The following is a 24846-nucleotide window of genomic DNA, read 5'->3' on the forward strand; positions in this document are numbered from 1 at the left end:
TCACGAAAGCTGCGACCGCCCATAAGTCAATCATGTTCGGCGCGCCCGCGATAGTCACCCCGAACAACCCGGTCAATTTTCGTCGTTCCGACATCCGCCAGTAACATGAAAGTTCCGTGTCGACCGCCGACACCCACGATCAACTCCCCACGCAATGCACACTCCAACCTTCGGGTCCGAACTCCTCCGACGCAGCATGGCCGGCACCGACCCGGCCCGCACACCGCTCACACATATGTCGGTGATCGCTTCGCGTGCAGCCTCTTTCGCCGACTGGCCGGATTGGGTTCCGACCGAACTGGTGGATTCCTTCCGAGCCGACGGAATCGACCGACCCTGGGCGCATCAAGTGCAGGCGGCCGAGCACGCATTCGATGGAAAACACGTGGCGTTGTGTACCGGTACCGCCTCCGGGAAATCGTTGGCATATCAACTACCCATTTTGACCACGTTGTTGAAGGATCCGAATGCGACGGCGTTGTATCTTTCACCGACCAAGGCGCTGGGTGCCGACCAGATCCGTTCGGTCGCATCGGTACTCAGCGCCACCGGTGACCTTCCGCCGGGTGCGGCGCCAGGTGTTCAACGCCGGTTCACGCATCTGCAACCGTGCGCGTACGACGGCGACACCGATGTGGAGCTACGACAGTGGGCCCGAGCGCACTCCCGATGGATCTTCACCAATCCCGACATGCTCCACATCGGCATCCTGTCGGGACACGCGCGCTGGCGACACTTCTTCCGCCATCTGCGCTACGTCGTCGTCGACGAGGCCCACCACTACCGCGGGGTGTTCGGCTCCCATACCGCACTGGTGTTGCGCCGACTGCTGCGGATCGCCCGCTCGGCCGGCGGCGACCCGGTGGTCATCGCCACCAGCGCCACGATGGCCGGACCGGCCGAGGCGTTGACGCGGCTGATCGGTGAACCCGCGGTGGCGGTGACCGAGGACGGCTCACCACGCGGCGAGCGGACGGTCGCGCTGTGGGAACCCGATTTCCTGCCCGCGGTGACAGGTGAGAACGGCGCGCCCATCCGACGCTCGGCCGGTGCCGAATCAGCCCGGCTGCTTGCCGATTTCGTGATCGAGGGAGCACGGACACTGTGCTTCCAGCGCAGCCGGCGTGGGGTGGAACTGACCGCGCTGCAAGCCCGGAACCTGCTGGCGCAGATCGCACCCGAGCTCGTCGAGCGGGTGGCCGCCTACCGCGCGGGCTATCTCGCCGTCGACCGGCGACGACTCGAACGGGCCATCTCCGACGGAGATCTGATCGGCGTGGCCACCACCAATGCGCTCGAACTCGGCGTCGACATCAGCGGCCTGGACGCGGTGATCGTGGGCGGCTACCCGGGGACCGTCGCGTCGTTCTGGCAGCAGGCCGGACGCGCTGGGCGCCAACGCACTTCGGGCGACTCGCTGGTGGTGTTGGTGGCCCGCGACGACCCGCTCGACACCTACCTCGTCCACCATCCCGACGCGCTGCTGGGGCGACCGGTCGAGGCCACCGTCACCGATCCCGCCAACCCGTACATCCTCAAACCCCACCTGTTGTGCGCCGCTGCCGAACTCCCGTTGCGCGAGGCGGAGATCGCGGCGTGGGACGCCACGGACGCGGTGGCCGAGCTGACCGCCGAGGGCAAGCTCAAGCAGCGTAAGGCCGGGTGGTATGTGGCGGCGGGTATCGAGCCGCACGCCGACATCGACATCCGGGGCGGGATCGGCGGGCAGGTCCTGATCGTCGACACCACGACGTCGCAGTTGCTCGGCACGGTCGACTCCGGTCGCGCCATGTCCACGGTGCATCCTGGTGCCCTGCACATCCATCAGGGCGAGTCCTTCGTGATCGACGAACTCGACCTCGACGACGGTCTGGCATTGGCGCATCCCGAGGAGCCGGACTGGACGACGTCGGCCCGCGAGCTCACCGATATCACGATCACCGATGAGGTGGCCCGCCGCGACTGCGGGGACCTCACCGTGTCGCTGGTGGATGTCGATGTGACCCATCAGGTCGTCGGATACCTCCGCACGTTGTTGTCCGGTGAGGTGCTCGATGCGGTGGAACTCGACATGCCGGCGCAGACGTTGAGCACTCGCGCCGTCATGTACACGCTCACGCCGGAGTCGCTGGCGGAGGCGGGCGTGACCATCGGCGATTTCCCGGGTGCGCTGCACGCCGCCGAACACGCCGCCATCGGGTTGCTGCCGCTGGTCGCGTCCTGCGATCGGTGGGATATCGGCGGCCTGTCGACCAATCAGCATCCCGACACGGGACTGCCGACGGTGTTCGTCTACGACGGGTACATGGGTGGTGCGGGTTTCGCCGACCGCGGCTTCGCGACCTTTGACACCTGGATCGCCGCCACCCGCGACGCGGTCGCGAGCTGCCGGTGCGAGAGCGGCTGCCCGTCGTGTGTGCAGTCCCCCAAGTGCGGCAACGGTAACGATCCGCTCGACAAAGATGGCGCGATCAAGGTCCTGACCCTACTGGGTCGGCGATACTCGAAGGATGACTGACGATCGCGCAGACGGACGCGAAGAGGCGGCCCGCACGATCACCTCGGTGCGCCCGGCGTGGTTCTTGTTGGCACGTCCGACCCAGAACGTCGACGAGTTACCCGCCACCATCGGCGAACGCGATGTGTTCTTCGACGACGAGACCGCGATGGATGCCCTCGACCTGCACTATGCGTGGTGTGCGGCCCAACGCGGCGGTTATCATGCGGCGGTGGTGCGCACTGCGCATTGGTATCTGCAGAGCGCGATGATCGGGCCGCAGGTGTCCCCGGGTCTCGGCGATGTCTACGTGGCACTCGCCGACGGTTCCGGTCACCGGCGAGCCGTCGGCGGAGGCTTTCTGACCGAGGGCGAGCTGATCCACTGGACGTCCTTCGTGCGGGCCGCGACCCGTTTCATGCCCGCGGCACCGTCGGCGCCCGCCTTCGAACTGGCCCACCTCGGCGACGACACCGTCGACTTCGGCCACATCTGGTTCGCGCCGTTGCAGTCGCGGCGGGTGCATCCGGAACGGATCGTCATTCCGGACGAACACTGACCGTCGGGCCGGGTCGCGAGGTCCCGGCTGCCGCTCGGCTGTCACCCGCGCGGTAGGCGGCCACCACGGGTGCGAGTTCGTCGGGCGTCGCACCGTGCATGATGACGGCATCGGCGCCGTGACCGAACTCCTCCCGGATGCGCGTCGCACACTGCTGCGACGACCCGGTGGCCGATGGCTCGAGCCACTCGTCGGGGATGAGGCCGGCGATGTGCTCGATCTGGTCGGTGGTGGCCTTGTGGTCGATGCCCCCGGGGATCGACGTCACCACGGAGTCCTCCCGGAAGCGCTGCAGCACCATCGGGTCCCAGTCGTTGGTCCGTACGAGCAGGTCGCCGTACCCCTGCAGGTAGGTGGCCAGCCGTGCCACCGTCTTGGTCAACCGCACCTCGTCCGGTAGGTGGTCGCCGACGGTCGCCAGGCACGACCACACCCGGACGGTATCGGGGTCCCGGCCGGCCTGCTCGGCGGCGCGTTTGACCGTCTGCACGCTGCGCCGCACCGTATCCGGCGTGAAGAACGTGTGCAGGATGACGTCGTCGAATGCGCGTCCGCCGAGAGCCAGGGTCTGCGGTCCGAACGCCACCAGCGCCAGCCGGATGTCCTCGTCGAAATCCGAATCCAGATACAGCAGATCATAGGATCCGATCGGCCCGTCGTGACCGAAGATCATCTCACCACGCCACAGCCGGCGCATCACTTGGGCGAAATCCTCCATCTGCGCGGTGGTGACCGGCGGGACGCCGAACGCCTGGTACATCGCGGCGATCCCCCGACCCAGCCCCAACGTGAACCGGCCGCCGGACAATCGGTGCATGGTGGTGGCCCAGGACGCCGTGATCAGGGGGTGGCGCGTGTTGTGATTGGTTGCCGCCGTGGCGATGTGCATCCGGTCGCTGACCGCGCAGGCCGCCCCGGTCAGCGACGCCGCCTCCTTGAGGTTCCACCGCTCGGAGATGAACGCGGTGCCCAGGCCCAACGCCTCACCCTGCCGGGTCTCGTCCACCAGCGCCGCCGGTCCGGTGCCGCCGGCACCGGCCAGCAGGTAATAACCGAGTTCGTCGAGCACCCGCGCTTCCGGCACGTCCCACCTCAGATCAGTCGGCACTGATCTCCGAACCTAGTGCGCGGCGCACGCGGCGAGCAAGGAATCCGGCGAACCCCCTTGTGAACGGCGCCGATCGCAGCCACGGTGACAGCGGCAGGCCGGGACAATAGTCTCCGCGGCGCATCCCCCAGACCGTAACCGGATACGGCGTTCAGTCCACCGGCCCCGCCCGGGCGGAGGCGAGCGCGTCGCGAACCCCGAACGGGCCCAGCCGCACCGGCACCGCAACGGTCAACACCACATCGATCCCGTCGGCAGCGCATCGCTCGATCCGGGCGCCCACGCGCTGTTCCTGAGCGATCTCCTCGGCCGCCCGGCACGGCTCGGGTGCCGCCAGCACATGCTGCTGCGCCGCGGCCAGCGCCGCCAGATCCGCCGCCGACTGGGCGCGATGACGCGCCACCACCGCCCCGCCGACGTACAGCATCGCGACGGCCACCGCCGCGATGGTGGCGATCGCGAAGGCACCCAGCAGGGTTGCGAACCCCCGGTCATCGCCCCACCGATACATCAGGGCGGCTGATCCCCGGTGGTGTGGCCGATTGCCGAGGACTCGGGTTCCTTCGCCGCGACGGCCCGAGCGGACAACTGCACCACCGGCAGCAGCGGCACGTCGTCGCGTACCTCGGCAGCCACGTGTGAGCCCCTGTCCTGCAGGGTGACTCGGGCGTCGGAGCCGGCGATCGCCTGCGCTGTCGACTCTGCCGAGGCATCGCCGATCGCGGCCAGTCGCGCCGCTTCCCGGGCGGCGTCAGTACAGCGGATCTGCACACTGGCGCCCGCCACCGCACCGACCCCGATCACGACAGTGGAGACGATGGCAGCGATCGCATATGCTCCCTCGACCGTGACCATGCCACCCTCGTCCGCGAACGCGGTCCGAAAGACGTTGCCGATTCGTCGCACGCCGCACACCGACGGGTTCAACCGACCGACGTGTTCAACGCCTTGCCGATGATGCCGGTCAATCCGCTGACGATGTTGTCGCCGGTCACGACCGTGTAGAGGATCGCCCCGAACGCCGCGGCCGCAATGGTGCCGATCGCATATTCGGCCGTGCTCATGCCCTCATCGTCGGTGATCAATCGCAGCACCTCGGTCGAGATGCGCTCGACCGGTCGACGAAACATGTTGTCGGTCATGATGGTGCCCTCCCCGGGACGCCGAGTGCGTCCTCTCGTTCTTTGGACGCAGCAGGGGCCGTTCAGGATCCATTGTCTTCGGAAGAATTTCCCGGGCAGCACATCTCGTCACCCGCCGAGGACCGACCCGGCGAGACCGAGAACCACCGGCACGATGCCCAGGCAGACGAATGCGGGCAGAAAGCACAGTCCCAGTGGGGCACTGATCGCGACACCGGCACGTTCGGTGGCAGCCGTGGCCTGGTCGTGGGCCTCGCGGCGGACTCCCTCGGCAAGTTCGGTGAGGCCGCCGGCGAGTGATGATCCGGCTCGCGCCGATCGCCGTGCCAGGGTGGCCAACGCATCGAATCGTTCGGCATCTGTGGACACGCGAGATCCTCCACTCATGCGCTTGTCCGCGTTGCCCGCGGGACCGCTGCGCCGCCAGGCGTGCTCGGCGTCCGCACCGAGCGCCAACAGTTCGGCGGTCACGCCCAGCGGTCGTGCCAACCCCGGAGGCGCGGAATCGACGACGACGGCCGCCGCCGCGCCGACCGGCAGTCCGGCGCGCAGGCACACCGCGAACAGATCGAATGCGGCGGCGACCCCGAACGGGTCGTCGCGAGACTCCTTCACTCGATCGGGTCCGACTTCGTCCTGCACCGCCCCGGCCCGCTGCAGCGCCCAATCCGGACCCGGCCACCACCACAGCGCGACTGCGAACACGATGACGCCGACGGCCTCGGGGACGCTCACCGTCGGGCCGCCCGGTCGGTGATGCGCTGCGCCCACATCCATCCGGCCATCGCCATAGCGGTGCCGACAACCAGCAGGATGCCGCCGAGGTCACTGCCCAGCAGTACGGTGAGCGGCTCCGCCCCCATCAGCTGACCCAGCAGTACCCCGATGACCGGCAGCCCGGCGAGGACCGCGGCCGTCGCGCGCGGCCCCGCCAGGCCGGCATGTGTGCGGGCCGCGAACTGTCGGCGCTCGAGCAGATCCGACCGCACCGATTCCAGCAGTTCGATCATCGGCAAGCCGTGCCGATCGGCCATCTGCCACGCCACCGCGATGCGGCGCCACGACGCGTCGTCGCCGAGATCGGGCTGTCCGGCCGGTGCGCGGTCGAGGACGTCGCCACCGAGCTCCGCACGCCCCGACATCGCGGTCAGTCCGCCGGCCACCGCCCCCGAAGGGCCGTGCGACGAATGGAGTTCGCGTGCTGCGGCCGCGCACGCGTGGGCGGGTGGCGCACCGACCGACAGTTCCGCGATCATCACCGACAACGCCAGCAGCAGGTCGGTGGTCTCCTGGTCGCGGCGCCGGACCCGCCGTGTGCGGTGCCACTGCCACAGCAGACCCGCGGCGACCAGGGCCGCCGACAGTCCTGCGGCGACACCGGCCCCCACGGCCAGCCCCACCGGCAGCGCAACGACCGCGACGACCCGCGCCGGCATCGACGCACGCCGGGCCTTCGCACCTCGCAGGTTGCCCAACCGGTGCTCGGTGCGGGTGACCGGCCACCACACGACGCACAGTGCCGCCGCCAGCAACAGCGGGGTCACCGGGATCGGGTTCGGATGAGCTCATCGAGTTGCGCGGCAGACTCGGCGAATCCGCTTCTGCGAGTCCACACCTGCCGAATCCGCACCAGCCCGTCGTCGCCGCGCGACACCACGCCGATCTCGGTGAGACCTCGGTTGCCGCCGGGTGTACGGGCAACCCCGAGCACCACCTGGACCGCGGCCGCGAGCTGACTGTGCAACGCCGCTCGGGCCATTCCGCCGAGCGCAGCGAGCGCCTCCATCCGCGCCGGCACCTCTGCGGTGGAGTTCGCGTGCAGGGTCCCGGCGCAGCCGTCGTGGCCGGTGTTGAGCGCGGTCAGCAGGTCGATCACCTCGGCGCCGCGCACCTCGCCGACCACGATCCGGTCCGGCCGCATCCGTAGTGCCTGCCGGACCAGCGCACGCACCGGCACATCGCCGGCACCTTCGACATTCGCGGTTCGGGCGACCAGGCGGACGATGTGCGGGTGCGGTGGGTCGAGTTCGAGTGCGTCCTCCACGCACAGAATGCGTTCGGTGTGGGCCATCGCGCCGATCAGCGATCCCAGCAGGGTGGTCTTGCCCGATCCGGTGCCGCCGACGATGAGAAAGGCCAGTCGCGCCGCGAGTATCCCGCGCAGTACCGGGACGGTGTCGTCGGGGATGGCACCCAGCGCCACCAGTTCGTCGAAGTTGCGGGTGGCGGTGCGCAAGACGCGCAGGGAGATGCAGGTGCCGTCGTGCGCGACGGGCGGGATCACCGCATGCAGTCGCACCGTGTGTCCGCGTCGGCCGACGCCGACGAGTTGGCCGTCGACCCAGGGTTGGGCGTCGTCGAGTCGCTTGCCCGCATTGAGCGCCAGTCGACCGGCGAGGCGCCGCACCGCATGCTCGCCGTCGAACCGGATGTCGGTGCGCTGCAACCCGGCTCCGCGATCGATCCAGACGTTGTCGGGTCCGACCACCAGGATGTCGGCGACGTCGGGATCACCGAGGAGCTGTTCGAGCCGTCCGGCCCCGATCAGCTCGGTCTGCAGAAAGCGCAGGGCCGCGAGCAGATCGGTGTCACCGAGCATGCCTCGGGATTCGGCGCGGATGGCCGCGGCGATGACGTCGGGAGTCGGGTCGGCCGCGTCGGCGGCCAGGCGGTCGCGGACGCGATCGAGGAGATCGTCGTGCACCGTCATGCCGCCACCCGGGTGGCGCGGTCGGCGGCACGATGCACCGCACGTGCTGCGCGGCCGAGGGGACTGCGTGGTGTGATGCGAAGGCGTCCGGCATCCATCCGCCCGGGCAGGCCCGGGTCCGATCGATATGCGGCGAGCAGCGGCAACCCGACGGTGGCAGCCACCTGCGCGGCGCGCAGACCCGACGGCGCCGGTCCGCGCACGGCCAGTTCCGCCCACACGCCGTGGCGGCGGACCCGGGTCACGACCTGTCGGGTCGACGCCGCACCGGGCACGGTGGCGGTGGTGACCACCACGACCAGGTCGACCGTGTCGAGGACCGCGTCGGTCACCGGGCCGCCCGCCCTCGGCAGGTCGACGACCACCGTATCGCCCTCTGCGCGTGCGGCGTCCAGCGCGGCGACGACCGGTTCGACGGCGATCGGGTGGTGGCTGTCCGGGCGGGGCGCGAGCACCGACAGCCGGTCGTCGACATGCGGCAATGCATCGTGTAACGCGCTGGCCCGCATGGCCCCTGCGGCCACTGTGAGATCCTGCCAGCGCAGCCCGGCGCGGCCCTCGATGCCCAATGCGAGGTCGATGCCGGCGCCGAGATCGTCGACGTCGAGCAGCAGCACCCGCGGCCCCAGGTCGGCCCCCGCGAGCGCGACGGCCGCGGCAAGCGTGGTGACACCGGCCCCGCCGTGTCCGCCGATCACCGCGATCGCGGCGGCCGGGTTGGTGGCCGGTGCCCGGAAGTCGGTCAGCAGCCCGACCAGGGTCGACTCCTCCGCGGGTAACGCGACCGCATACTCCGCGCCGAGATTCATTGCTGCGCGCCAGGTCTCCGCCGAGGGCTCGCCGGCGGTCACCATCACGATCCCGGCTCGCCGCGGCGGCGCGAGGCCCGTGAGCTCATCGATGGCGTGCCCGTCGACGGCGATCGCCCCGGCCCGCAACCACTCTCGCCGACATTCCGTCGGCGAGCCGGGCACGATGCGGTAACCGGCGGCGGCCGCGCAGCGGGCGACGTCCTCGTGCAGATCGGCACCCACGAGGGTGAGTAGTTCATCGGTCACCACGCCATCGTCGCCGACGACGCGGCGACGATACGGCTGCACGGCCGACCGTCGGAAGATCTGTGGACAGTCGCCCGCGTGTGGATGGTCAGCCGGTGAAGGGCGGCACGTATTCGCAGGGCACGGGGACCGGATGTTCGGGGTCCAGGGCATTGAGCACCAGGTAGGCCGTGCGTCGCGAGCCCGCGATGGCGAGGTGGTCGCTGTGGTCCTGTTCGCATCCGTCCTGCACGACGATGTTGCGCACTCTCTCGCCGGGACGGCCCGGGACCTGACCGCTGGTGTAGGGCACCACGAACTCGTCGTAGCGGGTGGAGATGTTGGTGTAGTCCACACCCGCGACATACGGGCTGCCGCCCGCCCAGATCGCCCGGTTCATCGGCGACCCCGCGGCCATCTGGCCGCAGGCAGCGCAGATCGGCAGGTCAGCACCACCCAACAGTTGCTGGGTGATCTCGGTGAATCCAGCGCCCTCGAACGAACCACGCCACAGCGGCGCCAGCGAGACGTACTTCGTGACCTTCGCAGCTCCGCCGAGGCGCTTCAGGTAGTACCCGGGCATGTATGTGCCCTGCGAGTGCCCGACCAGGTCGACGGTCCGTGCGCCGGTCGCGGCGAGGACTCGGTCGACGAACCGCGACAACTGCGCGGCACTCGGCTCCATCCGGGTCATCCCACCGATCGCCGACACCGGCCACGGCGTCCCGGGAATCGCTCCGTAGGTGAGGGCGTAGACGCAGTACCCGCGGTTGGCGAGCATCGCGACGTAGGCGCCCCAGTTGGTCTGCTGCGAACCGCCCGTGCCGTGCACCAGCACCACCGGCCGAGGGTGCTGCGGTGTCGGACGACAGGTGAAGTCGTTGGAACCGGGCAGCGATCCGCCGGGGTGCGCCAGTTCGGCGGGGATGCCGGCGAAGAAGTTGTAACTCTCGGGCAGTGGCCGCTGTGGGGTGGCCGGGGCGGCGCCCGCCCAGACGGTCACGGCCGCACACACCGTCACCAACGTCGTGATCAGGACCGTGAATCGGTTCATTCCTTTGGCGGACAATTCGACCACTCTCCCCCCGCGTCGGCATCTGCGAGAGAACCTAACAATTGCTTGGTCAAGTGTCCCGGTTTTGTGGGATCGGCCGTAGGACGAAGGCGGCGAGGAGAGAAAAGGCCCCTGGATAGAGGACGACCCCGGCCAGGGGGGGAGGAGGCCGGGGTCATCGCGTTTTCAGCCCCGGGGGGTCGGGCTGAAAGGCACCGGTTATTCACCGGTTAAGGCCGACTATACACACGGCTTTTCGAGCATTGCAACTACAACCAGCGGGCCGGGGAGGTCACATTTCTATATCGCTGCCTGCGCTTTCACGCTGCAACGAGGTTGCATCGAGACTAGCCCTTGCCGCGCTCCCGGCCGTAGCCTGAACCGGTGACGGACACCTCGCCGGCGAGTTATCCACAGGCTCGGTCGGCTCCTGCCACCGCTCCGACACGGCGCAGCGCAGCATTCTTCGACCTCGACAAGACGGTGATCGCGAAGTCCAGCGTGCTCGCCTTTTCCCGGGCGTTCTTCGCGGAGGGCCTTCTCGACCGCCGCTGGGTGATCAAATCCGGCTACGCCCAATTGCGGTTCCGGCTGATGGCGGCAGACCAGAAACAGGTCGAACATCTGCGGCAGCATGCGACCGAGATGTGCCGGGGCTGGAATGTCGCGCACGTCCGGGCCGTCGTCGCCGAGGCCCTGCACGAGGTGGTGCACCCGCTGGTGTTCGACGAGGCCGCCGAGTTGATCGCCACCCACCGCGCCCGCGGCGACGACGTGATCCTGGTGTCGGCATCCGGGCGGGAGATGGTGGAGCCGATCGGCGGCATGCTCGGGGTCGATCATGTCGTCGCCAGCGAGATGACCGTGGTGAACGGCCACTACACCGGCGAACTCGAGGTGTACCTCTACGGCCCGGCAAAGGCGGCCGCGGTGAGCGAACTCGCCGAAGATCGTGGCTACGACCTGGCGACCTGCTATGCGTACTCCGACTCGATCACCGACCTCCCCATGTTGGAGGCGGTCGGCCATCCGTTTGTGGTCAATCCGGACCGGCGGCTGCGTCGGCGCGCGATCGACGAAGGCTGGCCGGTCCTCGACTTCGTGCGGCCGACTTCGCACAGTTCCCGCCCGGGTTCGCAGCGACGGCGAACCCCGTCGCGATACCGCACCGCAGCTGTCGCCGGGGCTGTGTGCGCGGGCCTCGCGGTGGCCGGCGGCATGGGTACGCACGCGCTCCGCCGGTACGGGCAGCACGCAGGCGCGGTGTGAGAAGGCCACCACGACACCATCGGATATTGGTCCGAAAGACCCTTGATGTGACCGCAGTCACGGTGTACAAAAGGTTTTACGGAATCTCGGAAGGCAAAGTTCGCTCCGGAAGAGAAGGAACGGACCCCCACGCCGAGCACTTCCCAGCACGGGCGGCAAGCACCCACGCGGAGCGCGCCGCATAAGGCAAAAGCGTTGTGCGCCTGCGACATCGTAGGTCGACACGGACAAGCCGGTGACCACCAACGGGCCGTAGACCGGGACACGAAGGATCCCTGTCGGGCCGGACGAATCGATCCGATCGAGGCGAGCCGCACGGTTCGTCAGACGGAACGAATCGATCCGAAGAAGCTCGATTCAATTGCACGGCACCGTAATTCACAAGTGGTTCACACCGGGGCGTACCGATCGGCACTCTTTCCCTCGCCGAGGCGATACCACAACCCACCAAGCACGCTTGGTAACTTGAGTCCGTGCTACGCGGGCGGCAGCCTGACCGGTTCATCGGTCGGACAGCCGCCCGCAGTGCGTTGTACGGGGTTGGTGGACACGGAGTTTCGGTTCAGCCGGCACGAGCGGCGTCGGCGATGGAGCGGGCCTCGGCCGCACCCGCCGCCAGCGCCTCGCAACACAGCACGATCCAGGCGCCGACGCCCGCCGGGTCACCCTCTGCAAAGCGCGCCGACAGTGTGCGGTAGTCGTCGAGCCGCCGTAGCCACGTGACCTCCGGGACGCCGAGGTTGTGCGGGTCCAGTCCCGACGACGTACACACCAGCCGCGACGCCGCACGTGCCACCACCCCGTTGGCCGACGGAAATGCGTCCAGCCCCAACAGCTCTCCGTGCACAACAGCGGCCAGCACCGGCGCGGGAACCGCGGTGGCGCCGGTGACCAATTGTCCGAGCAGGTCGAGTCGGCCCGCGACGCCGGGCGCCGAACTGGGGCGGCCCAGCTCGTCCGGGTCGTCGACGAGCCCGGCCGCGGCGAGCATGTGCAGCCGGGCGAATGCCTGCGCCGGCGCGCGGCGGAAGACCCCGGTGAACTGCTCGAGCGCATCGCCGTCGAGGGCCTGCGCGACGCGCATGGCCCCGGCCAACACCGGGTCATCGAAGTCGCCGTCGCGGCGCAGATCGACGCTGCCGCCGTCGATGGCCGCCGACGACCGACCGGCGCGCCAGGACGCCTCGGTGGCCGTCTTGTCCCAGCCACGCAGATTCGCCGGGTGCCGGTGGACCGCGCTCAACGCGTCGCGGGCGCGGTCGGCGGCTTCGCGTACGCCGGGCAACTGCAACAGTGGTGCCAGCGGGTCGGCCGCCGACGTTTCCGAACTCACGCCTTCCCACGATAATGAGGGCGCCGTTCGTCGTGCCCATCGGACCATTCGTCGCGGATGTCCGGTGGTCCGGCCGATCGGTACCTGCAACGGGGTTCCAACGTGACTACCCTCACAATCAGTACTCGGCATGACCGCACGTCACGCCATAGTCGTCGAGAGTGAAAGGCACAACTGACCGATGTCTCCCGCCACCACTTCGTCTGCGCAGGGCTATCCGCCGTCGAAGGAGTTCGCCGCCCAGGCCAATGCCACCGCCGAGATGTATGACCGTGCCGATGCGGATCGTCTCGGGTTCTGGGCCGAGCAGGCCCGTCGTCTGGATTGGGATACCGATTTCGATCAGGTGCTGGACTGGTCGGATGCGCCGTTTGCGAAGTGGTTTGTCGGCGGCACGTTGAATGTGGCGGTCAACTGTGTGGACCGCCACGTCGCCGCGGGTAAGGGTGAGCGGGTCGCCATCCACTGGGTGGGCGAACCCGGCGATCACCGCGACATCACCTACGCCCAGCTCAAGGATGAGGTGTCCAAGGCCGCCAACTATTTCGCCGCCATCGGGCTCGTGGCCGGCGATCGGGTGGCGATCTACATGCCGATGGTGCCCGAGGCGTTGATCTCGATGTTGGCGTGCGCGCGATTGGGGTTGACGCATTCGGTGGTGTTCGCCGGTTTCTCCGCCGGTGCGCTGCGTTCCCGGGTGGATGACGCCGAGGCCAAGCTGGTCATCACCACCGACGGCCAGTACCGCCGCGGCAAGCCCGCGCCGTTGAAGGCCGCTGTCGACGAGGCACTCGGTTCCGGCGACGATGCCGCGGCCTCGGTGGAGAAGGTGCTGGTGGTGCGCCGCACCAACCACGACGAGAACCTGCCGTGGGTCGACGGTCGTGACGTGTGGTGGGAGGACACCGTCGACGAGCAGTCCACCGACCACACCCCGGAATTCTTCGACGCCGAGCATCCGCTGTTTCTGCTCTACACCTCCGGCACCACCGGCAAGCCCAAGGGCATCGTGCATTCCTCGGGTGGCTACCTCACCCAGGCGTCCTACACCTTCCACTACGTGTTCGACCACAAGGAAGGCCGCGACGTCTTCTGGTGCGGCGCCGACATCGGCTGGGTGACCGGCCACTCCTATCTTGTCTACGGACCACTGTCGAACGGCGCCACCGAGGTCGTCTACGAGGGCACCCCCAACTCCCCCAACGAGCATCGTCATTTCGAGATCATCGAGAAGTACGGGGTGACGATCTACTACATCGCGCCCACGCTGATCCGCACGTTCATGAAGTGGGGCCGCGAGATCCCCGACGCGCACGATCTGAGTTCGGTGCGGCTACTGGGCTCGGTGGGTGAGCCGATCAACCCCGAGGCGTGGAAGTGGTATCGCGAGGTCATCGGCGGTGACAGCGCACCGATCGTGGACACCTGGTGGCAAACCGAGACCGGCGCCATCATGATCTCGCCGCTGCCCGGCGTGACCGCCGCCAAACCCGGCTCGGCGATGAAACCACTGCCCGGCATCAGCGCCAACATCGTCGACGACCAGGGCAACCCGGTCTCGCACGGCGAACAGGGCTACCTGGTGCTCGATCAGCCGTGGCCGTCGATGCTGCGCGGCATCTGGGGCGACGAGGAGCGCTACCGCGACACCTACTGGTCACGGTTCGCCGAACAGGGCTGGTACTTCGCCGGTGACGGCGCCCGCTACGACGACGACGGCGCCCTCTGGGTGCTCGGCCGTGTCGATGACGTCATGAACATCTCCGGGCACCGCATCTCCACCGCCGAGGTCGAGTCCGCACTGGTCGGACATGCCGGGGTCGCCGAGGCCGCGGTCATCGGCGCGGCCGACGAGACCACCGGCCAGGGCATCGTCGCCTTCGTGATCCTGCGTGAAGGGGTTGTCGACACCGGCGACGGCCTCATCGCCGAGCTGCGCGAACAGGTGTCGATCGAGATCTCGCCGATCGCCAAACCCCGTGAGATCAACGTCGTACCCGAGCTGCCCAAGACACGCTCCGGCAAGATCATGCGACGCCTGCTCAAAGACGTCGCCGAAGGCCGAGACCTCGGCGACACCTCCACCCTGGTCGACCCGTCCGTCTTCGAGGCGATCCGCCAAAAGCGCGCATAACCCCGGCGACCCCAGGCACCCACCCGCCTGACGGCGGTCGAGTGGGCGCTGTTTTCCGTTGCGTGGGCACTCGCCCCCTCGAGCTGCACACATCCGACGAAACTCAGCGCCCACTCGATGGAAAACAGCGCCCAATCGACACGAGACGTCTCCCCGCCGACGGCCAAGCCGACTTTGGCATGGCAACATAAGCTCGACACCGAGGTACGGAGGATTCTGTGAGCCGCAACGAGCCCGGCCAAACCGCTCAGGACGCCGGATCGGCGCCGTCGATCCCGCTGTCAGATCCCACGCAGGGCCGCAACGGTGAACCGAGCATCGGGAACCTGGTCAAAGACGCGTCGGCGAACGTGTCGACACTGTTCCGGTCCGAGGTCGCGCTGGCCAAGGCCGAACTCGTCGGCGAGGCCAAGAAGGCCGGCGCGGGTACGGGCCTGCTGGTCGTCGCCGGTGTGATGGCCCTCTACTCGAGCTTCTTCTTTTTCTTCTTCCTCGCCGAACTCCTCGACAACTGGATGCCGCGGTGGCTGGCGTTCCTGATCGTCTTCCTGATCCTGGTGCTCATCACCGTCGTGATGGCGTTCGTCGGGTACCTGTTCTTCCGACGGGTCCGGGGCCCGAAGAAGACGATCGCGAGCGTCAAGGAAGTGCCCACGGTGTTGCCGGGCAGCCACGCCGGTGGGTCGTCGGAGTCGACGAAGCGCGCCACCGATCGTGAGCACCCGGCGATCCCGCGCGCGCACGATCCCGCCAAGGGATGAGTGGTGGCCGGACCGCCTGACCCGTCGAGCGTCCGCATCTCCGGCGACTGGCATCACTTCGACGTCCGCGCCAACGGACTGCGCTTCCACGCCGTCGAGGCGTCGGAGCCGGGCACGGCCAACCGGCCGCTGGTGCTGCTGCTGCACGGCTTCGGCGAGTTCTGGTGGAGCTGGCGCCACCAGATCACCGCGCTGGCCGAAGCCGGTTTCCGGGCCGTCGCCGTCGATCTACGCGGCTACGGCGACTCCGACAAACCACCCCGCGGCTACGACGGCTGGACGCTGGCCGGTGACACGAACGGTCTGGTCCGGGCGCTCGGCCACGCCGACGCCACCCTGGTGGGCCACGCCGACGGCGGGCTGGTGTGCTGGGCGACCGCGACGCTGCATCCTCGCGTGGTCAACCGCGTCGCCGTCATCGCCTCTCCGCACCCTCGTGCGCTGCGCCGCGCCATGCTCGCCGACCGCCGTCAACGCGGCGCGTTCCTACCCGGCTTCCTGCACAACCAGCTACCCAAGCTGGGTGAGCGTCGGCTCGCGGCGCACGACGGCGGCTACCTCACGCAGTACTTCGCCGAGCGGGCCTCGCCCAGCTGGCAGGCCACCGACGATTACGCGGTCACCGTGGACCGCAACCGCTCGGCGGTGCAGATCCCCTACGTCGCGCACTCCAGCCTGGAGTACCGGCGCTGGGCGTTCCGGTCTCAGTTCCGCCCCGACGGATCGCGGTTCATGGACCTGATGAATCAGCGGCTGCATCTGCCGGTACTCGCGATGCGCGGCGCCGACGACCCGTACATCCTCGATCAGGTGATGTCCGCGAGCCACCGTTATGCGACGCACATGGAGTACCGACAGATCGCCGACAGCGGGCACTTCGCCCACCAGGAGCGGCCCGACGTGGTGACCGAGCGGCTGCTCGGATTGCTGCGCAAGGACGTGGACTGAGCCGGCGACCTCAGGCATGCACGCAGGTCTGCGTGCTGACCCGCGCCGACCGCGCCTCGGAGTCGGTCAGGTTCTGCCGCACCTGCTCGGCGGTCAGGACGAACCCGGTCTGATCGTTGGTGTCCTCGGCCGCACCGAAGACCACGCCGACGACCTCGCCCGCCGAGTTGATCATCGGGCCGCCCGAGTTGCCCTGCCGGATCACGCCCCGCACCGTGTACACCTGCCGCAGGATCTGACCGGTGCGGTAGATGTCGGGGCCGGAGAGGTTGATGGTGTCGCGCACCCGCACCGCGCTGACCGCGAACGGGCCGGCCTCGGGGTAGCCGAGCACGATCGCGTCGTCGCCGGTCTGGGCCTCGCCATCGGCGAAGGTCAGCGCCGGGGCGGTCAGCCCGGGGACGTCGAGCACGGCGATGTCGTTTTCGCTGTCGAAGAGCACCACCCGGGCGGGCAACTGCTCACCTGCGGGTGATGACACCGTGAGCCGACGCGTGCCTGCGACGACGTGCGCATTGGTCATCACCCGTTCGGGTGACACCACGAAGCCGCTGCCTTCGAGGGCCTGACGGCAGCTCGGTGCCGTGCCCTCGATCTTCATCACGCTCGGTCGGGTCTGCGCGACGATCGGCAGCTGCAGCACCGTCGGATCGGGTGGGCCGACCTCGGCCACCGGGGTCCGCCCGAACGGCCCGATGACCTGCGGCAACCCGGAGTTGTCGAGGAGCGCGCTGAAGTCCTTCGGCAGATCGCGCAGCCACTGCGGTGCCAGCACGTCCACCCCGGTGAGCACCTTGGACCCACGCACCGCCGTCGACACCTGTGGCTCGGCCGAGCTGCTCAGCGGGATGGCCAACAGCCACGCCGCGATGAGCACCGCCACGACCTGCAGCATCGACCCGATCACGCTGTCGATGCGGCGCACACCACGTGATCGGATGCCGCTGCGCGCGGCCCGGCCGAGGATCATCCCGGACACCTCGCCGATGATGATCAACCCGACCAGCAACACCACGCCGACCAGCAGCCGGGTGGTGCGATCGGAGAAATTCGAGATGACGTGCGGGGCGAGCAGAATGCCGGCGATCGCCCCGAGCACCACACCGAGGAACGCCAGCGCCGAGGCGACCGCTCCCTGCCGGAAACCGCTGGCGGCGGCGAGCAGCGCGATCACCACGACGATGAGGTCGACCCATCCCGATCCGGTCATCGGGCACCGCCCTGTGATGCACGGCGCAGGTGCGCGGGCAGTACCGCACCCGGGCCGATCGTCTGCGGGCTACCCGCGGCCTCGATCGCCTGATCCAGCGGCCGGACATCCGAGGAGTCCCAGGGCACGTCCCACCCGGCGACCTCGCTGATCGCGGCGATGAGCCCGCCGGTGAATCCCCACACCAGCAGGCCGTCGACCATGAAGGCCGGACCCTTGTAGGCGCGGGCGCCCATCACCGTGCGCTGCACCTGAAACCGACTCTCCGGCGCGAGCAACGCACGCAGGTTGACCCGCGCCACCCGCGCGGTCTCGCCGGTGTCGACGACCCGGACCTCACCGGGGTCACGCCAATGCGCCAACACCGGGGTCACGTCGAAACTGGACACCGGAACCGGGAACGACGGCAGATTCGCGAGCACGTCCACGCCCTCGGACACCAGCCCGGTCTCCTCGGCCGCCTCGCGCATGGCAGTGCCCACCGGGAACTCGTCGCCGGGATCGAGGCCGCCGCCGGGAAAGGCCACCTGACCGCTGTGTTGACGCAGGGTGGGTGCCCGTTCGGTGAGTAGTATCTCGGCGTCGGGCGGGAGGCCGCCGGGATGATCGAACGCCTCGTCCCACGACCCGCCGATGAGGACCAGCACCGCCGCCGCGCGCTTGTCGCGGCCGAGCATCGACGCCCACCTGGTCCGGTCACCGCCCCGATTGAGCACCGAGTCGGTGACGGCGGCCACGTTGTCGGTGAGGCGCCGCATCCACGGCGGGATCTGCTCGGTCGGGACCAGGGGGCCTGCGTGGACCCCGGGATCGTGTTCGGCGGTCATGTCCTCACCCCCAGGTATTGCTGTACGACGGCGGCGAGTTCGTCGGGGGTGTCGAACACCTGCGGCAACACCTGGGCGACCGTGCCGTCGGCGCGCACCAGGATCGTCGACGGGAAGACCCGGGGCGCGCCGAGGGCCGCGGCGATCGTCGCGTCGGTGTCGAGCACCACCGGTAGCTGTACGTCGTTCTCCATGAGGAACTGCAGCGCCAGGTACGGATTCTGGGCGCCCTCGGCCGCATGGACGGCAAGCACGGTCACCTCGTCGCCCGCCTGACGGGCGTAGCTCTCGACCACCGGGAGTTCACGCCGGCACGGCAGGCACCAGACGGCCCACATGTTCACCACCAGCGGCCGGCCCGCAGTGCCGGCGCCGACGTCGTAGCCCGTGCCGTCGGCCAGGCACGGCCCCGTGACGCCGGCCAGGACGGATTGCGGCCCTTCGGGCAGTCCGGTCTGTGGGCAGGGCGGTAGGGCCGCGTCGCTGCGCGCCTGCACCAGCTGCGCGTCGTCGACCTGGGCGTCGGTCGCCCTGAGCCCGGACGCGGTCGGCGCCGTCGGCGTGCCGGGGCCGGCGCTGTCGTCGCCGCGCGGCCAGATCGCCACCACCAACGCCAGGATGACGACGGTGAACACGATGGTCCACCGTGCCGAGGCCGGAAAACGGCTGGGCCGTCGGGTCGGTGGGGTGGCGGCGGCGTCGTCCTCGTCGGGGCCCGACGCCGCGCTGGTCGGGGTCTGGTTCACTGTGTCGCCAGCCCCGCCAGATCCAGTAGATGCTCGGTCTCGGGCCCCTTGACCAGCTTGGCGGCCTCGGCTTTCGCCATCGGGCCGGTGCCGGCGGCCGGGCAGTCCTTGGCCAGGATGCAGACGCCACACGCCGGTTTACGCGCATGGCAGACGCGGCGGCCGTGGAAGATCACCCGGTGTGAGAAATCAGTCCACTCCTTGCGCTCGATCAGCTCACCGACGGCGCGTTCGATCTTGACCGGATCGGTCTCCTCGGTCCACCCCCACCGCTGCACCAACCGCGCGAAATGGGTGTCGACGGTGATCCCGGGGACACCGAAGGCGTTGCCCAGGACGACGTTGGCGGTCTTGCGGCCGAAACCGGGCAGTGTGACCAGCTCTTTGAGGGTGCCGGGTACCTCACCGTCGAACCGTTCCACCAGGGCCTGACCGAGCCCGATGATCGAGTTGGCCTTGTTCCGGTAGAAGCCGGTGGACCGGATCATCTCCTCGAGTTCCGTACGGTCGGCCTCCGCATACGACCGGGCGGTCGGATAGCGGGCGAACAACGCCGGTGTCACCTGATTCACCCGCACGTCGGTGCATTGCGCCGACAGGATCGTCGCGACCGACAGCTCGAGCGGAGTGGTGAAATCGAGTTCGCAGTACACATGCGGGAACGCGACCTTCAGGGTGCGGTTCATCCGGCGCGCCCGCCGAACCAGCCCCAGCCGGGTCTCGGTCTTCGACCGGCGTCCGGCGCCGCCACGGGCGCGCGTCGGTCTCGCCGACTCCTCGACGGAGTCGGTGGTCTTACGTGCGGTCACGCATTTCAGGTTAGCGACGTCGCGGCCAACGGGGTCGAAGAGCCGACGCCGGCGGTCGGTGAATTGCCGGTCCTGGCCATGCTTCGCGTTGGTAACAAGTCAGTGAAGCCGGTCGTTCTGGTTGGCGGGAGCCTCATCGAATTGTGTTTACTGGTCCCCATGCAAGGACTCGCCGCGCTGCTTTTCCCGGCTGTGCTGATGCTCTTCGCGCTCGCGATGGAGAAGGTGCAGACCAGGATCGACCGTCTCGCGGTCACTCAGGATCACGTCGAGGAGTTCTTGGAATCGGCCGGCGCCGCGCAGGTCGACACCCTGGCCAAAGAGGGTTTCCCCGCCGCACTCGATGAGTTTCGCAGCCGCCGTATGCCCGATACCGCGGGCGCCGGGCGCGATGCTGCGTTGTCGGCCTCGCCGCAGCGGGCAAGCTGAGGCCGACGTCCGACACAGATCCCGACTCGCCGCTATGTACCGGCCAGTGACCCATTCAACACATATGCTTGGGGCGAGAGTAGCGTTGCACGAGGCAACACGGCGACCGACGGCATAATTCATCACCGGCGTGGGGTTGCCATGCGAGTGTGGTTAGGACGAGAAAGGTTCCTTAGGTGGAGGACGTACTGGCGCGGGCGGGCATATTCCAGGGTGTCGAGCCCTCCGCCGTCGCAGCGCTGACCAAGCAGCTTCAACCGGTCGATTTCCCTCGCGGTCACGTGATCTTTCACGAGGGAGAACCCGGTGATCGGCTGTACATCATCCTGTCCGGCAAGGTGAAGGTCGGCCGTCGTTCGCCCGATGGTCGAGAGAACCTGCTGACGATCATGGGACCCTCGGACATGTTCGGCGAACTGTCCATCTTCGATCCCGGCCCACGCACGTCGTCGGCCACCACGGTGACCGAGGTGCGTGCGGTGTCGATGGACCGCGACGCACTGCGTGCCTGGATCAAGGATCGCCCCGAGATCGCCGAGCAGCTGCTCCGCGTGCTCGCCCGTCGTCTGCGCCGCACCAACAACAACCTCGCCGACCTCATCTTCACCGACGTCCCCGGCCGTGTCGCCAAGCAGCTGCTGCAGCTCGCCCAGCGGTTCGGCACACAGGAGGGCGGCGCGCTGCGCGTCACCCACGACCTCACGCAGGAAGAGATCGCCCAGCTCGTCGGCGCATCCCGGGAGACGGTCAACAAGGCGCTCGCCGACTTCGCGCAGCGCGGCTGGCTACGACTGGAGGGCAAGAGCGTCCTCATCGCCGACTCCGAGCGCCTGGCACGGCGCGCACGCTGACCCACTGACCTGGCGTTTCGTCCCCCGGGTATCGTTTCCTGCCCCTGCGGCCGCCGGGGCAGGAAGCAATACCCGGGGGACGAAACGTGTCAGCGGTCCCGCAGGTACTCCAGCTGGGCTTTGACCGACATCCGGGCGGCCGGCCAGAGTTTCTTGTCGACGTCGGCATAGACCTTTCGGACCACCTTCATCGGCTTCGCCTTGTGCGCCGGCACCCCGAGGTCGTCGAGCGCGGCCACGATCTGGTCGATGCGTTCCTCGCGGTGCGCCTTGTAGTACCGCGCGACCGGACCCACCTCGGGATGGTCGGGGCCGTGCGCGGGGAGCAGCACCGCGTCCTCGCCTTCGACGATGATGCGGTTGAGCGAGTTCAGGTAGTCGCGCAGGGTGCCGTCGGTGGGATCGAGGACGGTGGTGCCGCTGCCGAGGATGGTGTCGCCCGACAGCAAGGCGCGATGCCCGTCGCACTCGACGAGAAAACTGAGCGAGTCCCCGGTGTGGCCCGGGGTGTGCAGCACGGTGATCCGCAGACCCGCCACGTCGATGATCTCTCGGTCGACAAGCGGTGCCGCACCGTGGGTGAACTTGGCCGACCGGGCGCGCACCGGGACATCGACCCGTTTCCGCAGCGGTTTGATGGCCCCGGTGTGGTCGAAGTGGCGGTGGGTGATCAGTACGAGTGCGATCCCCGGCTGTTCCGCAATCCGCCTGACATGCCCCTTCTTGTTCGGCGGGCCGGGATCGACGACGACGCACTCGGGGTGGCCCGGAGCACGCAGGATCCAGGTGTTGGTGCCGTCGAGCTCCATCGTGCCCGGGTTGTTGCACAACAACACCGACGCGAACGGGGTCACCTCACGGACGACGCCGTACGCCGGGTGTGTCGGGGCTGCTTCCGCGTTTCCGTTCTCGTTGTCGGTCACAACGTCCGACACTACCCACGGCCGGCCGCCGGCAGTGGCTCAGGTCACGCCGCCCGCTCGTCGACATCGTCCTCCACGTCGTCGATGAACCTCGGGCGCGAACGCGGTCTGCAGACTCGAGGTCACCGCGGTCGATCGGTCAGCACGTAGATCGCGGCCAGCACACTGATCACGCCCGCGCCGAGCACCAGGGCCGGATAGCCGAAGAGACCGACGACGACACCGGCCAGCGCACCGGCCACCGCGCCGGCGAGACTCATCAGGGTGTCCGAGATCCCCTGCACGCGTGGTCGTCGCGGCACCGGCACACTCTCGGTGAGCAGCGTAGAGCCGGCGACGGTGGTGGCCGACCAGCCCAGCCCGAGCAGAACCAGGGCCACGACGAGGCCGGTCTGACTGTGCCGCAGAGTGAAGCCGGTGACACACGCCGCCAACAACAGCCCCTGCCCGAACACGACGGTCGGTACTCGCCCGAACCGGTCGGTCAGCACACCCATCACCGGCGCGAGCGCGTACATGCCGGCGACGTGCGCACTGATGGACAGGCCGACGAGCGTGATACTCGCACCACCGTGGGTCATGTGGACGGGCGTCAGGGCCATCACGGCCACCATCACGGCGTGTGCGGAGACCACCGACACCACCGCGTTGCGGGCCTCGGCGATGCTCCGGATCGTCTGCCAGCCCTGCGCGAGCGTCGGTTTCACCGTGCCCGTCGAGGTGGACGACGCGGCGGCGGTCGACACGATCAGCGGATCGGGCCGCAGCCCGGCCCACAGCACGACGGCGGCCGCGCCGGCACCGGCGGCGCCGATCACGAACGGCCCGGCGAGCTCGTCGATGTGCAGCACCCCGGCGACATCGGCGCCCACCGGGAGCAGGGCCGGCCCTGCGACCGCACCCACCATCGTCGTCCACACCACCAGCGAGAGGTCGCGGCCACGGGTCCGCGGTTCGGCGAGGTCTGTTGCGGCGAAACGGGATTGCAGGCTGACCGCGGTTCCGCTGCCGACCCCGGCCATGCCGACGAGCAGCAGCGGGAACCATCCGATGTCGACCGCGGCCGCGACCACTGCCGCACCCATCGCGGCGATCACGAAGCCGGTCGCCAGAGCCGGACGCCGCCCCGACCGCTGCGCGAGCGCCGCCAGCGGCAGACCGGCGGCGGCCGCACCCAAGGTGAGCACCGTGGTGGCGAGTCCGGCCAGGGACTCCGAGCCGGAGAGCCGCTCGGCGAGAATCGCACCGAGGGCCAGGGACGCGCCCATCGCCAGCCCGCCGAGCACCTGCGCGACACACAGCAGTGCGATCGTCCGGTGCTGTATCCGCGTGAGCGTGGCGCGCGGGGGTATCGCGGGGGGCGGGCTGATGGATGTCGGTTCGGGGGTGGCTCGCTCGGTCACCAGTCCAGCGTGAACCGTCGGAGCGTGCGACACCAGTGGCATGAATGCCGGTATACCCTCTATTCATGCCAACCGATCTCGGCACCCACCGCGTGGTGGTCCTGGTCACCGACGGCCTGGTGATGATGGACATGGCCGCACCCGTCCAGATCTTCGGGCACATCGGCGCGCCACGCTACACGCTGTCCACCTGCGCCGAGACTCCCGGTTTGGTGCGGACCTGCGCCGGGGTGTCGGTGCACGTCGAGCACGGCCTCGATGCCCTCGTCGATGCGGACACCGTGGTGATCCCGGGCTACCACGATGCGGCGCGGCGCACTCCGTCGCGGGCGGTGGTCGAGGCCCTCCGGGACGCCCATCGACGCCGGACCCGGCTGATGTCCATCTGCGTGGGTGCGTTCACGTTGGCCGAAACCGGGCTGCTCGACGGTCGTCGTGCGACCACTCATTGGCTCGACGCGGACGCGCTGGCCACCCGCTATCCGCGGGTGACGGTCGACCCGGCGGTGCTGTACGTGGACGACGGCGACATTCTGACCAGTGCCGGCCTCGCCGCCGGCATCGACCTGTGTCTACATCTGGTGGAACGTGACCACGGCGCCGATGTCGCACGCGACTATGCGCGCAGGACGGTGGTGGCCGTCCATCGGCCGGGCGGACAGGCGCAGTTCATGCCGGCGGGCACGAGTCTGCACGACGAGGCCGTCGAGGAGATCGTGCACGGCCGACAGCGCCACGACGTCGCCCGACCGGGCACGCGCGGTCATGCCGCACTGGCGGCCACCACCGCGTGGGCCATCGGCCATCTCGACCGGCCGCTGACGACGCGCGATCTCGCCGACCACGCGTCGATGTCGTTGCGCACGTTCAGCCGTCGCTTCACCGACAGCTACGGGTTGGGCCCGGGTTCGTGGCTCACCGGACAACGGGTGCGCGCGGCCGCGGCACTACTCGAACGCACCGACGAACCGGTCGAGCAGATCGCTGCCCGGGTGGGTCTGGGACCGGAATCGCTGCGGACTCATTTCCAACGACGGATGTCGTTGTCGCCGAGCGCTTACCGCAACAACTTTCGTCCGCGTTCGCACTGACCGCG

At 68.9% G+C, this 24846-nt stretch carries 25 protein-coding genes; 9 read left to right on the forward strand and 16 right to left on the reverse strand.

The features are described from left to right. Positions 1 to 154: 154 nt before the first annotated feature. Together sftH and NWF22_RS08135 are read left to right on the forward strand one after the other, a co-directional pair. A complete protein-coding gene (gene sftH / locus NWF22_RS08130; protein WP_160903909.1) occupies positions 155 to 2518 on the forward strand; it encodes a DEAD/DEAH box helicase in 2364 nt (787 codons plus the stop codon). Further along, entirely contained in the window at positions 2511 to 3056 is a 546-nt protein-coding gene (locus NWF22_RS08135) for a hypothetical protein (RefSeq protein WP_160903910.1), read from the forward strand. Before sftH ends, NWF22_RS08135 begins: the two co-directional genes overlap by 8 nt. On the opposite strand, the gene NWF22_RS08140 is transcribed toward NWF22_RS08135, so the two are convergent. The 9 genes from NWF22_RS08140 to NWF22_RS08180 all read right to left on the reverse strand — a co-directional run bounded on the left by NWF22_RS08140 (position 3037) and on the right by NWF22_RS08180 (position 10107). Continuing rightward, entirely contained in the window at positions 3037 to 4140 is a 1104-nt protein-coding gene (locus NWF22_RS08140; protein WP_160903911.1) for a TIGR03857 family LLM class F420-dependent oxidoreductase, read from the reverse strand. The two genes, NWF22_RS08135 and NWF22_RS08140, sit on opposite strands and share 20 nt — an antisense overlap. A gap of 175 nt (positions 4141 to 4315) precedes the next feature. After that, a complete protein-coding gene (locus NWF22_RS08145; RefSeq protein ID WP_160903912.1) occupies positions 4316 to 4675 on the reverse strand; it encodes an Rv3654c family TadE-like protein in 360 nt (119 codons plus the stop codon). Beyond that, positions 4675 to 5019: a TadE family type IV pilus minor pilin gene (locus NWF22_RS08150; RefSeq protein ID WP_160903913.1), complete on the reverse strand. Its 345-nt coding sequence runs from the start codon at positions 5017 to 5019 to the stop codon at positions 4675 to 4677. The genes NWF22_RS08145 and NWF22_RS08150 overlap by 1 nt, the downstream gene beginning before the upstream one ends. A gap of 68 nt (positions 5020 to 5087) precedes the next feature. Further along, positions 5088 to 5306 (reverse strand): DUF4244 domain-containing protein, encoded by a 219-nt coding sequence (locus NWF22_RS08155; protein ID WP_233751794.1) that lies wholly within the window; start codon positions 5304 to 5306, stop codon positions 5088 to 5090. Positions 5307 to 5414: 108 nt separating this feature from the next. Next, complete coding sequence (locus NWF22_RS08160; protein WP_258321359.1) at positions 5415 to 6041, reverse strand: type II secretion system F family protein; 627 nt, start codon at positions 6039 to 6041, stop codon at positions 5415 to 5417. Next, entirely contained in the window at positions 6038 to 6850 is an 813-nt protein-coding gene (locus NWF22_RS08165; protein ID WP_160903915.1) for a type II secretion system F family protein, read from the reverse strand. Before NWF22_RS08165 ends, NWF22_RS08160 begins: the two co-directional genes overlap by 4 nt. Then, on the reverse strand, positions 6847 to 8016 hold the full coding sequence (locus NWF22_RS08170) for a TadA family conjugal transfer-associated ATPase (protein WP_160903916.1): 1170 nt from the start codon (positions 8014 to 8016) through the stop codon (positions 6847 to 6849). Before NWF22_RS08170 ends, NWF22_RS08165 begins: the two co-directional genes overlap by 4 nt. Continuing rightward, the gene (gene ssd, locus NWF22_RS08175) at positions 8013 to 9074 is read right to left on the reverse strand and encodes a septum site-determining protein Ssd (protein WP_160903917.1); all 1062 of its coding nucleotides are present in this window, start codon (positions 9072 to 9074) and stop codon (positions 8013 to 8015) included. The genes NWF22_RS08170 and ssd overlap by 4 nt, the downstream gene beginning before the upstream one ends. An 88-nt stretch (positions 9075 to 9162) precedes the next feature. Further along, on the reverse strand, positions 9163 to 10107 hold the full coding sequence (locus NWF22_RS08180) for an esterase/lipase family protein (protein WP_160903918.1): 945 nt from the start codon (positions 10105 to 10107) through the stop codon (positions 9163 to 9165). A gap of 384 nt (positions 10108 to 10491) precedes the next feature. Here NWF22_RS08180 and NWF22_RS08185 point away from each other — a divergent pair, with 384 nt between their 5' ends. Next, complete coding sequence (locus NWF22_RS08185; RefSeq protein WP_160903919.1) at positions 10492 to 11376, forward strand: HAD family hydrolase; 885 nt, start codon at positions 10492 to 10494, stop codon at positions 11374 to 11376. A 562-nt stretch (positions 11377 to 11938) separates the two neighbouring features. On the opposite strand, the gene NWF22_RS08190 is transcribed toward NWF22_RS08185, so the two are convergent. Continuing rightward, positions 11939 to 12709 carry a Fic family protein gene (locus NWF22_RS08190; RefSeq protein ID WP_160903920.1) on the reverse strand — a complete coding sequence of 257 codons (771 nt, stop codon included), beginning with the start codon at positions 12707 to 12709 and terminating at the stop codon, positions 11939 to 11941. Between the two features lie 181 nt (positions 12710 to 12890). Between NWF22_RS08190 and acs the strand changes: the two genes are divergently transcribed. The 3 genes from acs (at position 12891) to NWF22_RS08205 (ending at position 16552) form a co-directional block, all read left to right on the forward strand. Next, entirely contained in the window at positions 12891 to 14843 is a 1953-nt protein-coding gene (gene acs, locus NWF22_RS08195; RefSeq protein ID WP_160903921.1) for an acetate--CoA ligase, read from the forward strand. A gap of 218 nt (positions 14844 to 15061) precedes the next feature. After that, entirely contained in the window at positions 15062 to 15604 is a 543-nt protein-coding gene (locus NWF22_RS08200) for a phage holin family protein (RefSeq protein ID WP_160903922.1), read from the forward strand. 3 nt (positions 15605 to 15607) lie between these two features. After that, positions 15608 to 16552: an alpha/beta fold hydrolase gene (locus NWF22_RS08205; protein ID WP_160903923.1), complete on the forward strand. Its 945-nt coding sequence runs from the start codon at positions 15608 to 15610 to the stop codon at positions 16550 to 16552. Positions 16553 to 16562: 10 nt separating this feature from the next. On the opposite strand, the gene NWF22_RS08210 is transcribed toward NWF22_RS08205, so the two are convergent. From NWF22_RS08210 to nth, 4 genes are read right to left on the reverse strand one after another with little or no spacing between them, the layout of a single operon-like run. Next, complete coding sequence (locus NWF22_RS08210; protein WP_160903924.1) at positions 16563 to 17762, reverse strand: MarP family serine protease; 1200 nt, start codon at positions 17760 to 17762, stop codon at positions 16563 to 16565. Then, complete coding sequence (locus NWF22_RS08215; RefSeq protein WP_160903925.1) at positions 17759 to 18589, reverse strand: NUDIX hydrolase; 831 nt, start codon at positions 18587 to 18589, stop codon at positions 17759 to 17761. The genes NWF22_RS08210 and NWF22_RS08215 overlap by 4 nt, the downstream gene beginning before the upstream one ends. Further along, complete coding sequence (locus tag NWF22_RS08220) at positions 18586 to 19335, reverse strand: TlpA family protein disulfide reductase (RefSeq protein WP_160903926.1); 750 nt, start codon at positions 19333 to 19335, stop codon at positions 18586 to 18588. Before NWF22_RS08220 ends, NWF22_RS08215 begins: the two co-directional genes overlap by 4 nt. Further along, positions 19332 to 20021, reverse strand: coding sequence for an endonuclease III (gene nth / locus NWF22_RS08225; RefSeq protein WP_160904005.1), 690 nt, complete (start codon positions 20019 to 20021; stop codon positions 19332 to 19334). The genes NWF22_RS08220 and nth overlap by 4 nt, the downstream gene beginning before the upstream one ends. Positions 20022 to 20303: 282 nt before the next feature. Here nth and NWF22_RS08230 point away from each other — a divergent pair, with 282 nt between their 5' ends. Together NWF22_RS08230 and NWF22_RS08235 are read left to right on the forward strand one after the other, a co-directional pair. Continuing rightward, positions 20304 to 20573: a hypothetical protein gene (locus tag NWF22_RS08230; RefSeq protein ID WP_160903927.1), complete on the forward strand. Its 270-nt coding sequence runs from the start codon at positions 20304 to 20306 to the stop codon at positions 20571 to 20573. A 176-nt stretch (positions 20574 to 20749) separates the two neighbouring features. Next, positions 20750 to 21424, forward strand: coding sequence for a Crp/Fnr family transcriptional regulator (locus tag NWF22_RS08235; RefSeq protein WP_006330855.1), 675 nt, complete (start codon positions 20750 to 20752; stop codon positions 21422 to 21424). Positions 21425 to 21513: 89 nt separating this feature from the next. Here NWF22_RS08235 and NWF22_RS08240 read toward each other — a convergent pair whose 3' ends face one another. Together NWF22_RS08240 and NWF22_RS08245 are read right to left on the reverse strand one after the other, a co-directional pair. Continuing rightward, positions 21514 to 22347 carry an MBL fold metallo-hydrolase gene (locus NWF22_RS08240; RefSeq protein WP_160903928.1) on the reverse strand — a complete coding sequence of 278 codons (834 nt, stop codon included), beginning with the start codon at positions 22345 to 22347 and terminating at the stop codon, positions 21514 to 21516. 122 nt (positions 22348 to 22469) lie between these two features. Beyond that, positions 22470 to 23717 carry an MFS transporter gene (locus NWF22_RS08245; protein WP_373692008.1) on the reverse strand — a complete coding sequence of 416 codons (1248 nt, stop codon included), beginning with the start codon at positions 23715 to 23717 and terminating at the stop codon, positions 22470 to 22472. A gap of 98 nt (positions 23718 to 23815) precedes the next feature. On the opposite strand from NWF22_RS08245, the gene NWF22_RS08250 reads away from it, so the two are divergent. Next, the gene (locus NWF22_RS08250) at positions 23816 to 24841 is read left to right on the forward strand and encodes a GlxA family transcriptional regulator (protein ID WP_202398948.1); all 1026 of its coding nucleotides are present in this window, start codon (positions 23816 to 23818) and stop codon (positions 24839 to 24841) included. Positions 24842 to 24846 lie beyond the last annotated feature (5 nt).

The organism is Gordonia mangrovi (assembly GCF_024734075.1).
Taxonomy (GTDB): Bacteria; Actinomycetota; Actinomycetes; order Mycobacteriales; family Mycobacteriaceae; genus Gordonia; species Gordonia mangrovi.

Bases quoted from the DNA above. Each gene is read 5' to 3' on its own strand.
- sftH (WP_160903909.1), top strand. From the start codon at position 155: ATGCACACTCCAACCTTCGGGTCCGAACTCCTCCGACGCAGCATGGCC.
- NWF22_RS08135 (WP_160903910.1), top strand. From the start codon at position 2,511: ATGACTGACGATCGCGCAGACGGACGCGAAGAGGCGGCCCGCACGATC.
- NWF22_RS08145 (WP_160903912.1), bottom strand. From the start codon at position 4,675: ATGTATCGGTGGGGCGATGACCGGGGGTTCGCAACCCTGCTGGGTGCC.
- NWF22_RS08150 (WP_160903913.1), bottom strand. From the start codon at position 5,019: ATGGTCACGGTCGAGGGAGCATATGCGATCGCTGCCATCGTCTCCACT.
- NWF22_RS08155 (WP_233751794.1), bottom strand. From the start codon at position 5,306: ATGACCGACAACATGTTTCGTCGACCGGTCGAGCGCATCTCGACCGAG.
- NWF22_RS08170 (WP_160903916.1), bottom strand. From the start codon at position 8,016: ATGACGGTGCACGACGATCTCCTCGATCGCGTCCGCGACCGCCTGGCC.
- NWF22_RS08180 (WP_160903918.1), bottom strand. From the start codon at position 10,107: ATGAACCGATTCACGGTCCTGATCACGACGTTGGTGACGGTGTGTGCG.
- acs (WP_160903921.1), top strand. From the start codon at position 12,891: ATGTCTCCCGCCACCACTTCGTCTGCGCAGGGCTATCCGCCGTCGAAG.
- NWF22_RS08210 (WP_160903924.1), bottom strand. From the start codon at position 17,762: ATGACCGGATCGGGATGGGTCGACCTCATCGTCGTGGTGATCGCGCTG.
- NWF22_RS08215 (WP_160903925.1), bottom strand. From the start codon at position 18,589: ATGACCGCCGAACACGATCCCGGGGTCCACGCAGGCCCCCTGGTCCCG.
- nth (WP_160904005.1), bottom strand. From the start codon at position 20,021: ATGAACCGCACCCTGAAGGTCGCGTTCCCGCATGTGTACTGCGAACTC.
- NWF22_RS08230 (WP_160903927.1), top strand. From the start codon at position 20,304: ATGCAAGGACTCGCCGCGCTGCTTTTCCCGGCTGTGCTGATGCTCTTC.
- NWF22_RS08250 (WP_202398948.1), top strand. From the start codon at position 23,816: ATGCCAACCGATCTCGGCACCCACCGCGTGGTGGTCCTGGTCACCGAC.